General features: G+C 70.5%; 7 protein-coding genes and 1 pseudogene. 4 read left to right on the top strand and 4 right to left on the bottom strand.

Annotated features, from left to right (window positions below):
• Positions 1–137 precede the first annotated feature (137 nt).
• Both ABZO29_RS31815 and ABZO29_RS31810 read left to right on the top strand, forming a co-directional pair.
• Positions 138–583, top strand: a pseudogene (locus tag ABZO29_RS31815) (CBS domain-containing protein); the annotation flags it as partial.
• 250 nt (positions 584–833) lie between these two features.
• Complete coding sequence (locus tag ABZO29_RS31810) at positions 834–1,064, top strand: hypothetical protein (RefSeq protein ID WP_367323612.1); 231 nt, start codon at positions 834–836, stop codon at positions 1,062–1,064.
• A 188-nt stretch (positions 1,065–1,252) separates the two neighbouring features.
• Here the strand turns inward: ABZO29_RS31810 and pglZ are convergent, their stop codons facing one another.
• The 4 genes from pglZ to ABZO29_RS31790 all read right to left on the bottom strand — a co-directional run bounded on the left by pglZ (position 1,253) and on the right by ABZO29_RS31790 (position 10,960).
• Positions 1,253–4,159, bottom strand: coding sequence for a BREX-2 system phosphatase PglZ (gene pglZ / locus ABZO29_RS31805; RefSeq protein WP_367323611.1), 2,907 nt, complete (start codon positions 4,157–4,159; stop codon positions 1,253–1,255).
• Positions 4,156–8,040 (bottom strand): phage resistance protein, encoded by a 3,885-nt coding sequence (locus ABZO29_RS31800; RefSeq protein ID WP_367323610.1) that lies wholly within the window; start codon positions 8,038–8,040, stop codon positions 4,156–4,158. The genes pglZ and ABZO29_RS31800 overlap by 4 nt, the downstream gene beginning before the upstream one ends.
• 377 nt (positions 8,041–8,417) lie before the next feature.
• Positions 8,418–10,553: a tetratricopeptide repeat protein gene (locus ABZO29_RS31795; protein WP_367323609.1), complete on the bottom strand. Its 2,136-nt coding sequence runs from the start codon at positions 10,551–10,553 to the stop codon at positions 8,418–8,420.
• A complete protein-coding gene (locus ABZO29_RS31790; protein WP_367323608.1) occupies positions 10,550–10,960 on the bottom strand; it encodes a hypothetical protein in 411 nt (136 codons plus the stop codon). Before ABZO29_RS31790 ends, ABZO29_RS31795 begins: the two co-directional genes overlap by 4 nt.
• A 228-nt stretch (positions 10,961–11,188) precedes the next feature.
• Here ABZO29_RS31790 and ABZO29_RS31785 point away from each other — a divergent pair, with 228 nt between their 5' ends.
• Positions 11,189–11,458: a hypothetical protein gene (locus tag ABZO29_RS31785; RefSeq protein ID WP_367323607.1), complete on the top strand. Its 270-nt coding sequence runs from the start codon at positions 11,189–11,191 to the stop codon at positions 11,456–11,458.
• Positions 11,451–12,089 carry a DUF6879 family protein gene (locus ABZO29_RS31780; protein ID WP_367323606.1) on the top strand — a complete coding sequence of 213 codons (639 nt, stop codon included), beginning with the start codon at positions 11,451–11,453 and terminating at the stop codon, positions 12,087–12,089. The genes ABZO29_RS31785 and ABZO29_RS31780 overlap by 8 nt, the downstream gene beginning before the upstream one ends.
• Positions 12,090–12,111 lie beyond the last annotated feature (22 nt).

The raw sequence follows: 12,111 nt of genomic DNA, 5'->3' as shown, positions 1-12,111 counted from the left end.
TCCGGGCGATCATCGCCACGGTGACGCTCGACTACCCGCCCGGTGTGGTGATGACCCTGCAGACGGGCGGTGCGACCCGCTTCCGCTCACGGACCTGACGGGCGCGCGAACCGAGGACGACCCGAAGCCCGACTTACGGCTGCCTTTCAGGGATCGTCACCGCGGCGGACGTCACGGATCGCTTCGAGGGCGCGGCGCCGCACGCCCCTTCTTCATCGTCGGGGAGATCGAGTCCCTGCTGCGCCGCTGCCTGGGCGCGGCGCTGGACCACGAGGCCATCAAAGCGGTTCAGACGAACAAGAAGCCGGAACACCACACCGGCCAGGTGTCGGACCTGATGTTCGGCGACTACCTGAGACTTTTGGACGGTGACCAGACGAAACAGTCGATGGCCGAGCGCGCGGACGTCGACTGGGAAGCCCTGAAGTGGCCCAACATGCCTCGGGAGCAGTTCATCGGTCGCCTGAAGCGCGTGAAGGACATCCACAACCGGATCGCGCACTTCGACGAGAAGCCACTCCCGGAGCAGATGATCGACGAGTTGACCACCTTCGCGAAAGTGCTGCGGGCGTTCGTGTCCTGAACGCGCCCAGGGGACTGGTGTTCCAGGAGGTCTTCAGGCACTCGGCCGTCTCCATCGGGCTGAGAGTGCTGCAGGTCACGTCCGTCCATCGCAGCGAGCCCTCTCGGCCCCGACCGGCTCTGCGCGCCTGCGGGCATCCCGTCACGCCGGGTCATCAACACCTACCCTCTGGCCCCCCGGTTGCCAAGCTCAGGCTCGAAGATCCTTGACCATGCCGCGTACATCGGTGAGTCGGCGAAAGGCTACGTTCGTGCTGGACAGCGTCACCGATTTCGTCGCCGTCCTCGCTCCCACGGACAGCGGCTGGCAGGTACGCCAGGGCGGCCCGCGCTGGCTCTGGGACGCAGTCGAGTCGGCGGTGGCCACCTGGGAGGAGTACGGATCACCGAGCATCGCGGCGTTCGGGGTGACGGTCTCCCGCGACGCACAGGTGGTCTGGCTTGGGAACCCGAACGGCCCGCAGTGGCCGCTGCCCTCTTGAGACAGTCACGCCGGCAGGAGGGAAATCGGCAGAACTGCAAGCTGACTTGACGGCTGCACTCGACACCGGCGAGGGAGTACTCAGGCACATGCTGGCCGCCAAACCCGACGCCTGACGACGGGTGATCGCAAGCACCGGACGCACCGTTCGGGTGCCTCCAGGACATGTCCGGAGGCACCCGATGTGCGTCAGTCCACCCCGAGGGCGAACTGCTCGCGTAGCAGCGCCTCGTGGAGCCGCAGCGTGCGCCCGTCCGGCAGGTTCTCCAGCACCTGTACACCGTCGTAGTTGAGGAGCTGGCGAAGGACCGCGGCGAAGCCGTCGCCCCGGCTGGTGGGCATGCCCGCACGCTGTGCGAGCGCGGTCACCGGTAGGGTGCCGCCCGCGTCGAGCAGGGCGGCGAGGGCCTTGTGGACCGGTTCCTGCTGCGGTTTACGGGCCAGGCCTTCGAGCTGTGCCTGGTATGTATCCGAGTCGAGCAGCGCCGTCACGAGTGCCTCGTTCCGCGAGACGGCGGTCGGGGTGAGCAGGGCATCGTCTCCTCCCGTGGTCAGCGCCACGTCGAAGAGCGCGTCGGGCAGCGTCCCGGGTTCGGGTTGCTTCTTCCGGGGTTTCGCGGTCACTTTCTTCGCAGCCGCGCCGACCGTCTGGGCCGCCCGCTGGTCCGGGAGCGGCCTCCCCGCCTCTCCCGGAGCCCACCAGACCGGCCGCTGGTCGCCCAACTCCCGCCATCCCTTGGGCGGTTCGGCCCCGAACCGCAGGAAGGCGAGCACCGGAATGGTGAACTCGGCGAGGGAGGCCCCACCGTGGTAGCCGGCTTTGAGGGCGGTGTAGCGGGAGTCGGCGTCCCACAGGGCGACGATGGACGCACCGGGCTCGGGCGAGACCACGCGCGGCCCGGAGAGGGCGATCTCCTCTTCGGCGAGCGGACTGTCGCCGGGCAGGCGGTGTCGGGCGGACGCGGGCTCGGCGATGGCGTCGACTTTTTTGCCGTGCCGGTCGACGACATGGCCGTGGTCACTGGTGACGACTACGGCCATGCCCTGCGCCGCCGCCACCCCCAGCAGGTCGCGAAGGCCGGGGACGTCGTCCACCCGCCAGGCTCCGTCGCCGAGTTTCTGTTCCTTTGCGAGACGGTCGTCGATGGCGTTGAGGACGACGGCGACATGGGTCCTGCCGTCGGCGAGCGCTTCCGTGAGCGCCGGGCCGAAGGTGTCGCCCGCGGTCTCGGTGCGCAGGTCATCCTTGTGGAACACCGCTGCCGGGGCCCCGCCCCACAGCTTCAGTGCGGGGAAGAGCCGCTTCTCGTCGGCCTGGGTGCCCTTCATCAGGGTGCCCGAGAAGAGCGAGGTGCGGGACACGGCCGTCACGGTGGGCAGTGCCGCCGCCATCGCCCGACGATGCGGCTCGCCCTCGGACAGCGGGTCGAACTCCGCCCAGGAACGGCGCAGTTCCTCGCCGAGTTCGTTCGCTATGGCCGCGCTCATGCCGTCGAGGACGAGCAGCAGCACCCGCCGCTCCGCCTCGCGCCGCACCACCGGTCCGACCACGCGGTCGAGGAAGGTCTCGACGGTGAGCATGCCTCCGGGCTGGGTGCCGGTCTCCGTCCAGGCGGCCAGTGAGCGTGCGAAGGCCGCGTCGATCTGCCGCCGCCGGTCTCTGACGCGCGTGCCGAGGGTGTCGTAGGCGGCCTTCAGCACGGGGTCCGGGTCGCCACCGGCCTCGATGTGCTCCAGGGCGAGGTCCGCCCAGCCGGTCTCGGCGATGTGCCGCTGTATGGCGTCGGCGACAGTGGGCACTTCGGCGGCTGGGTCGGTGGCCAGCCAGCGGGCGAGGCGCTGCCCCATGCGGGCGCGTTCGATACGGGCCGATTCCTCCGGGTCGGTGGCGAGCCCGTGGTCCGCCAGGCGCCGTACGGCCTCCGACGCCGCCGCCGTGTCACCCGTCGCCAGGGCGTGGCCGACTGCGGTGAACCGGGCCTCGAGTCCGCCGCGCAGAACGGGGCTCGCCGCGACGGCTGCCTGCGCCCCGAACTGGCGGGCCAGCACGGTCGCCCTGTCGAGCACGATGCCGGTGGTGCGGCGTGCCTCGCGGGCCTGGTCGGCGTCGGCGCCGCCGTTGCGGTGTCCGGCCGCCAGCAGCGTGGTCACGTACTCCTCGGCGGACCGGCCGAAGACGGCCACCAGAGTGTCGAGTTGTTCGCCCACCGCCGGGGGCTGGTCACCGAAGTAGCGTTCGGCGCGGCCACGGGCCTGGTACGTCTCCGGGGCGGGCTCGGCGTGCTGCCACAGGGCCGCGCACACGAGACCGAAGGCGGCGGCGTCCGCGCCGCGTTCGGCGTCGACGAGGGCGAGCAGGGCGCGTCCGGCGGGGCCGGCCTGGTCCTCCTCGCCGAGGAAGGCGGTCAGTCCGGCGCGCTCGGGGCCGCGCAGACCCAGCAGCCGTTCGGGGGCGCCGGACCGGGTCGACCAGTGCAGCAGGGTCTGCGCGTCGAGCCGGTCGTCGCCCAGGCGCCACGCGCCGCCCTCGGTGTCGTAGCGGCCAAGACGCAGACGGCGCTGGGCGAGTGCGGTCAGGGCGTACTGCCTCGACAGCCAGCCACCGGGCACGGGCGGCCAGCCGCCGGGCGGGGTGGCGTCGAGCAGGGCCTCGGCGGCCCAGTTGACGTCCTTGAGGCGCGGGTCGATCTGCCGGGCGCCGAACGCCTCACGGACGACGTCCCAGCTGTCGACCGTGTCGATGCGCAGTTTGTGGACGCGGGCGAGGATCGCCGGGTCGAGTTCGTTCTGCTCCCGGTCGGTGAGGACGACCAGGACAGCGGGGCCGGGGCGCCGGCCCGCCATGTGCTCGAGGACGAGTTCGTGGACGGCGAGCGGCGAGGGCGCCACCGCGACACCGGCCGTCCGGCCTTCGCCCCAGGCGGGTTCGGCGGGGCCGTCCCACTGGGGCGCGGACCGCAGTAGCACGACGCGGCGCCTGCCCCGGCCGTCCCCCGTCAGGGAGGCGGCGAGGGAGGACTGCGAGGACAGGTACTGGGTGACGGTCGCGGTGTTCAGCCGTACGGCGCCCGGGGCGGCAGCGACGGTGTCTGTCATTCGACGACCTGCCAGGTGATCTCGATGGTCGCGTCGGGATGGCGGGCGGCCAGCTCGGACAGCTCCGCCTGGAGGTCGGCGGCGGCTCGGGCAGCGGTCGTACGGCGGCCACCGGATTTCCGCGCGGGCCCACTGCCCGAACTCGGAGTGGGTGTCTGCTGCGGGGTGTACGGAATACGCGGGTCGCTGGTCGGCGTGTCCAGGGACAGGTCGCCCGCCGTGGGCTGAGAAGGCGCGACGGGCGCGGACGGCTGGGCGGCGGCCTGGCTGCGCTTGACCAGGGCGACGACCTCGCGCTGGGTGCGGGTCAGGGCGTCGCGCAGGTCCGCGGTGCGCTGGTCGTCGCGGGCCACGTTGCGCAGCGAGTCGAGCAGGGCCTCGCCCTCGGGGCCGAGTCCGGCGGCGAGCTCCAGGGTGCTCCAGGGCGCGGAGGCGACGGCCTCCGCGACGCCGCGGGCCTGCTTGATGGAGGTCCCGTACCGGTCGGCGCTGGTTTGGCCCAGGTCGAAGGAGGCGAGGGCCTCCACGGTCTTCTTCGCCCCGGCCGCACCCTTGCCAGCCTCGGCCGTGAGCGCGTCCAGCAGCTGCAGGGAGCGTCGGGCGAGGGCGAGTCGCCCGGTGTCGGCGGTCTGGTCGAGGCCGAGGAAGGAGGCGTGGGCCTCCAACTGGTGCACGAGGTCGGCCGCGTGGTCCCGGTGGGTGCGGGCGGCCTCGATGATCTGGCGGGCGAACTGGTTGACCATCCGGCCGCGCCGCAGGGCGGGTGCCTTCTGCCCGAAGACCGTCTCGAAGCGCTGGCGTGCCGTGTCCCAGTCGGTCTCGGCGGGCAGCGGCTGGCTGCGCAGCGCGTCATGGTCCCTGATCGCGGACAGTTCGGGCGCGGGGTCGAGTACGGTGCCGCCGCGCACCCACACCCGGTCGTCCATCTCGGCGAAGGCGGCGACGACGAGCCGGGCGAGGAAGTCGGGCAGGCCGCGCGGGTCGGGCCTGTCCGTCCAGTCGGTCAGGGTGATCAGGGACAGGTCCCCGGTGACGCCCTGGGCGCTGGCGAGTTGGCGGAAGTGGTCGGCCCAGTAGCGGGACAGCTCGAAGTATGCCTCCTTCTGCTGCCCAAGCCGCAGGGGCCCGGCGATCCGCTGCATGAGTTTACGGTCGGCGGCCGGGATCTCCACCCGCCCGTCACGGGCTTCGGCGGCGGCCCGGACGTGGGTGAAGACCTTCTTCGTGTCGATCGGCTTGACGGCGATACAGGTGGCCTCGGGGTCGAGGTCGGGGTGCGCCGGGTACTGGTGGGCGAGCAGCTTGCCCGCGACGTGCCGGATGCCGTCGTGCAGGCTCTGTCCGAAGGACAAGGTGAGGCTGTCCACGTCGGGCAGTGCGACGAGGTGGTCGTCGAAGTCGGGCACGACGTCGGCGGCCTGCTTCTGGGCGAGGCCGTAGGCCTGCTTGAAGGCGCCCTTGACCTGCTTGAGGAGGGCCTCGCGCTGGGTTTCGAGGAGGCCCTTGGCGCGGCTGCGGTTGTCGGCGTTGAGGTGGCCGGCGTACTGGGTGTCGAAGCGGTGCTCGTCGGCGAGGGCCTTGTCGATGACGACGAGGCGCCGGAAGTCGGCGAAGCGCTGCGCGGACAGGTGGGCGGGCAGCCAGGCGACGGTACGGGACCGCTCGCCCTGCTGGCGCTCGCGCAGCCGCCGGATCCGGTTGACGTCCTCGACGGGACCCCACTCCCCCTCGTCGAAGGGGAGGTCTATGGCGATACGCCAGTGGCCCTCCTCCTGCGGCATCAGGTCGTGGTCGGGCAGCTCGTCCTCGTCGGCTACGTTGCCGAAGACGATCTCGGCCGTGCGGGCGGTGCCGCGCCAGGTGAAAGTGAGTTGGTCGCTCAACTGGCCGTGTTCAACGCCCAGTTCCTCGGACAGCAGGCGGCGGGCGAGCGCGGCCCGGTTGCCGGGGTTGTCGTTGACCTGGGCGTTGGCGATGACGGAGTCCACGTCGACGCCGGAGAGTTCAAGCCGTACGCCCGGGTTGGCGTCGGTGCCGGTCTCCTTGATCTCAGGGAACCGGGCCGCCCACTCCGCGACCTTGTTCTTGATGATGCCGACCTCGGCGCCCGGGATGGGCGCGAGGACCGAGCCGTGGTTGAGCGCGCCGAGCCGCCGGATGGTGAGCTCGGCCAGCGCGGGCACGCTGGGCGCGAGCGCAGACAGCAGCAGGGTGCACACGAGGCGGTTGTCGCCGACGAACATGCGGCAGCGGTTGGCGCGCTGTGGGTCGGTGATGGCCTCGGGCCGGTTGACGTACTGCTCGACGTCGTCCTCGGTGATGTCGTACGAACTGAGCAGGTACGGCCGCAACTTGGTCTTATAGAGCTTGTCGGCGGCCTCGAAGACGACCTTCAGGCTGTCGGTGAACGGCTTGTCGCCACCCTCGGCGATCACCGGGTAGAGGTCACCGACCGGGATGAGCTGCCCGAGGCGGATCTCGTTGCGGTGATCGGCGAGGAGCTGGCCCATCAGCTTCAGACCGGTACGGGAGCGCTGCAGCGCGGACGAGATGTGGACGAGGGTGTCCATGAAAGCCGGCGAGAACGGGTACGTCAGCCGGAAGGACTCCGCGTCCGCGCCGGTCGTGCCCTTCTCCGAGCCGAGGAGGGTGTCCCATACCTGGGTGCCGACCCGCTTGGTCTGCTCGAAGGCTGCCTCGACGAGCCGTTCCGCCTCGGCGTCCTTGGGCTTGAGGAGGCGGGCGTGGGCGATCTGCGGGAGGTTGCGGTCCTCCAGAGTGATCTTGTCGAAGCGGCCGGAGGCGAGGTTCAGGGTGTCCTGGATGGACGACTCGGCGGCCCCGGAGACTTCCTCACCGACGAGTTCGCGCAGGTCGCGCTGGCGGGCGATGAACGACACGACGGGAATGGCGCGGCGGGCGTCGCCGCCCTCCACGAAGTTCGTGATCTTGCTGGCCTCGCGGGCCACGAACTTCTGGTCGTGGATGAGGGTGGCGAGCCAGAGGATCAGCTCGTCCATGAACAGGATCAGGCCGTCGTAGCCGAGCGATTTGGCGTGCTCGGCGATGACGGACAGACCGGCGTCGAGGGAGATGAAGCCGTGCTCGTCCTCGACGGCGTTCTTGGCGAAGCCGGGCAGGAGGTTGGTGCTGGCGTCGTTGACCAGCTTGGCGCGCAGTTCGGCCGGGGTGGAGGGGTTGCGGAGGTCGAGCGGGGTGCCGGCCTCGTGGTTCTCCTCGGCGGCGAGCGCGGTGTCCAGGAGCTGCGGGGTCCAGGCGAAGCCTTCGCCCCACTCGTCCTCTTCGCCGTCGTCCGCGTCATTGGTTCCCAGTCCGCGGATGACGGCCTCGTCGCCCATGTTGGCGCGCATGGCGCGGATGTCGGCGAAGAGGGAGTCGGTCCGGTACACCTGCGGGGTCGGGGCGTCCGGGCGCAGCTTCTTGACATGCGTGACGTATCCGCCGAGCACGCGCTGTTCGAGGGCCTTCGCGCCGAGCATGTGGTACGGCACGAGCAGGAACTTCTTGCCGTCCGTGGTCAGCCACTCGTGCTTGGTCAGCACCGGGTCGAACTCGGTACGGGCGCGGGCGGCCGGGTCGCCGCTGAGCAGCGCGTACAGCACGGCCATGAAGTGCGACTTACCGGAACCGAACGAGCCGTGCAGGTAGGCGGCCTTGGAGCGGTGCCCGTCGAGCGAGGACTTGATGAGCTTCAGCGCCTCGTCGAAGTTCTCCAGCAGCCGCTCGGTGACCACGTAGTCCTTGAGCGCGTGCTCGGCGCCCTCGGGTGTCGTCGCCTCGGCGAGGGACAGCACGAAGTCCGAGGTGGAGATGGACTCCTTGATGTCGATGACATCGCGGAGGAGGGGCTGCTGCGCCATTGCGGGTCTCGCTCTCCCTGACGGTGTTCGGTGCTGCTGTTCGTACTCGGTGTCGTGCGGGGTCCGCCGCCGAGGCCCGAGGCCGGCTCGGGCGGTGGGGCGGGGCTCAGGGGTACGGACGGCCGGTGCGGCGGGCCGGCTGTCCTGGCCGGTGGCGAGGACGGAACCGGCGATGCGGTGACCGGACGGGAACGACGCTCACGGCGTCGGCCGGGTCAAGGTAGACGGGTTGACGGCGTCTGCACTTTTCGTCCCCCTCGTACTGAACGTCACCCATACGGCCTGCGCATAGCACCCTACATCCGTACCCCCATCGCCCCCGTGCCGTATACCCTCACGCACCGTCCGTGCGGACCGCTCCCGTCCCGCCGTAAGCCCTACGGCCGCCATCGCCCCGACCGGTAGGCGTCCAGCAGTTGCCGGCTCGCGACCGTGAAGGGGTGTTCGGGGCCCAGGCCGCGTTCCCGCCGTTCGACGACGTCGGTCATTAGCGCGATCCCCTCGTCCACCTGTCCGAGCGCGGCCCGGGTCCGGGAGAGGAGTTGCCGGGCGGCGAGCACGATCGGGTACTCGGGCCCGAAGCGCCGCACATACGTCTCGGCGACCCTCCGGATCTCCCGGTCGGCCTCGTCGAAGCGGCCCAGGAGGTACAGCGCCCACGCGTGGTTGTGTCGGGCGCCCAGTGTCACGGTGTGGTCGGGGCCGAGGGACCGATCGCATTCCGACGGCAGCGCGAGCAGTGTGCCGCCTTCCTCGGTGACCACTTCGGCGGCGGGAAGCGTCTCCAGCAGGCTGGCGCGGGCCCGAAGGGTCAGCGGATGCGTGGGGCCCAGCACCGAGCGCCGCCCGGCGACGCTTTCCCGCAGCAGAGCGACGGATTCCTCGCGTTTGCCGAGGTTCGCCAGCACGAGCTGGAGGCCGTAGCCGCTGTCCGTGGTGTCGGGGTCATCGGCGCCGAACAGGCGCTCCTGGGTGTCCCGGACCGCGCGAAGCGCCGCTGCGGCTTCGGCGTACCTGCCCAGCCTGAACAGTGCCCGCCCTGCCCTGGAACGGGCGGCGAGGACGGTACGGTGCTCCGCGCCGAGGAGTCGCTCTGCGAGGTCCGCCGCACTTCGGGCGGTCTCCCAGGCGGAGAGGTAGTCACCGGTCCGGTGCAGGGCGACCGACAGCCGCGTCGCGACGGCCAGGGCGTCGGCGGCGGACGGCCCGCCGATGTGCCGCAGCAGGGCCAGCGCGTGAGGTACCAGCAGGCGCAGTCGCGGATCGTGCGGACCCGCGTCGGGTACGCCGGGCACGGCCGCGTCGAGCAGCCGGACGGCTGTCGTGTCGAGGGCGGGCACCAGGTCCGCGGGCGTGGCCGCCGAGACGCTGTCGAGCAGGATCCCGTGACTCTGTACGCAGCGCGCGCCGGCGGCGTCGACCAGTTCGGACAGGGACTGGTCGAGGAGGGCTCTGAGGGCTGTCTCGGTTCGGGCACGAGGCAGTACGGCGCCGATGCCGGCGTGGTTGAGCAGAGTCAGCGGCAGCGGCTCGGCGGCGAACCGGGCCAGCAATCTGAGCAGGGCCGCCGCTTCGGGCAGCCCGCGCGCCTCGAACGCGTCGAGGGTCAGCTGCCAGGTCAGGCCGACCAGATGCCGGGGGTCCGCTTCGGACAGCGCGTCGGCTCCCCGGTCGATCAGCTGGACTCGTTCGTCTCCGTCGAGCTGGTCCCCGTAGGCGTCCATCGTCCAGGGGTCGATGACCTGGTGGGAGAGGAAGCCGCCCGCCAGGGTGAGGGCGAGGGGCAGCCGCCCGAGCCGGTCCGCGACCCGCGCCGCCTGCTCCGTCGTACCGCTGTGCGGGGCGAGATCGCGCAGTACGAGTGCGGCGTCCTCGCGGGGCAGTACGCCGATGTACTGCAGCTCGGCGCCCGGCCACCACCGGGCCGCCGCGCGCCGTGTGGTCACCAGGACGGTGCCGCGCGGGCTGGTGCGCAGCCAGTTGCCGTCCCGCAGGATCTCGGGCTCGTCGGTGTTGTCCAGGACCAGTAACCAGGGTTCGGCGGAACGGTCGAGATACGTCCAGACGAGATCGGCGGCAGGTCTGAGGCCGTTGCGTGCGGCGAGCAGTTCGCCGTCGCCCGCCCCTCGGTCGGCGGCGACGGCGAGCATGCCGGCGCGCAGGCTCGCCCGGTCGGAGGCGTTGACCCACAGGCCCACCCGGCCCTGTGCGCCGGTGACCTCCTGGAACAGGGCGCAGGCGACCGCCGTCTTGCCCGAGCCGCCCATGCCGTACAGCACGTAGACTTGGCCGCCGCGCTCCGCCTCGACGCTCGCCCGCAGGCGTTCCATCACCTCGCTGCGGTCGCGGAGCGCGACGGGGGGCCGGCCGACCGCCGGGCGTCGCACCGAGTCCGGTCCGCCGTGCTCCGGCCCGTCACCGCCGTAGTGGTGGTGTTCGCTGATGTGCTGGTCGCCCCGCGACTGGTAGACACGTCCGTGGTCCTCGGCGTGGCCGTCCGTCCCGCCCGTCATCGCTCGGCGATGTGCTGGTCACGTCCCGCTTGGTAGACCCGGGCCTGACCGGACGCGGTGGCGTGCTGGGTGATCTGCCGGGCCGCCGAGCCACCGGGATCGAGTTGGTCCAGCAGTGCGCGCAGTTCCTCGATGGCGGCGGGCCGAGCGACGAGCAGCCGCCGAACCAACCCCTGCCACTGAAGGCGCAGTTCGTCCAGGGTCTCCTGGTCGTCCGCCGCCACGGCGGCCAGCACGTCCTCACGGCCGGCCTCCAACTCGGCGGCAACGGTCTCGGCTCGCTCGGGTTGCGTCCGGCGCCAGAGCTGTGTGATCCCGTCACGCACACGGTGCCAGGCATCGGTCGCCATCAACGTGACCAAGGTGGCCCCCGCGCTCTGTGCGAGCACGGTCACTTCTGGGTCCACAGCCGCCCCTCCGTTCACCCGATTGTTCGACAGCACAGATGGGAAGTGTCACCTGTCAGGCATTGGCGTGATTTTCTTTCCGATCATTATCATTCCAGCCCCGAGCGACACGAGACAAGGAGGAATCAATCCTCGCCATTACCCCTTCGGACGGGTTCTAACACATGGTCAGACGGGTAAGTTGCACGCTACAGTGAGACATCCCGATCGATCGAGGGGGCGATGGGAATGGCCAGGCCATGGGAAGCAGATCCGGACACAGGTTTCAAACAGCGCCTGGGAAAAACTCCCCAGGAGCTCGGAAACACAACCGGCACTCCTGACTGCCCGGACATCTGGGAACTCACCAACGGTGACATCGCTGTCATCGGCCGAGACTTGACCCAGTCTCTTGGCAGGCACCTCCCCGACGGGGTCTCGATCGGGTCGGACGAGCGCCTCGTGGTCATCCCCAGGAACATGCTCATCGCGGCGAAGCCGGACATCCCAAATGTTTGACTCCTTCCGCGGCGGCACCTCCGAACGCCTGGACCGCCCCGCCTACCACGCGGACTTAGGCCGGGTGTACTCCAGCGGGATCGGCTTCCTCAACAAGCTCGAGCGAGGCCAGCACTTCCAGGAGCGCGGCTTCCCGAGCTGGGAGGCCTTCGCCGACGGCGACTGGGAGAGGGCCCTGTCCCTGGCCGACGAGAGGCGCGAGGACTACGCCAAAGAACTCCGCCAGGCGTCGCGACTGGGCGTCACGCACCGCCGCCTTCGCGTCGTGGAATTCCCGGTCACGCCGTATGTGCAATGGGAGTTGTTCGTCCTGCGCGTACGCGTGGACGTGGGCGATGCCATCAAGGTTCTCGATGCTCGCGATATTTCGAACATCGAGCGGACTCGCCCGGTTCCAGAGGTAGTGATTCTCGGCGATGTAGTCATGTATGAGGTCGTTTACGACGAGGACGGAAATGCGGCCGGAGCCAACCGTTACACCGACCGCTCACTGATCCGGGAAACGAACGCCGGCTTCGATGCGCTTTATGAGCGCGGTGAGGAATTCCACGATTTCTTCGACCGGGAGATCGTCACCCTGGCCCCGCCCCGGGTGTCCGGTGCTCCGACGGGTGTGCGCGGTTCGCGGTGATCAGCGGGGCGGGATGACGAGC

This window comes from Streptomyces sp. HUAS ZL42, assembly GCF_040782645.1.
In the GTDB taxonomy this organism is placed as follows: domain Bacteria; phylum Actinomycetota; class Actinomycetes; order Streptomycetales; family Streptomycetaceae; genus Streptomyces.
This window is presented reverse-complemented; position numbering and strand designations above follow the sequence as displayed.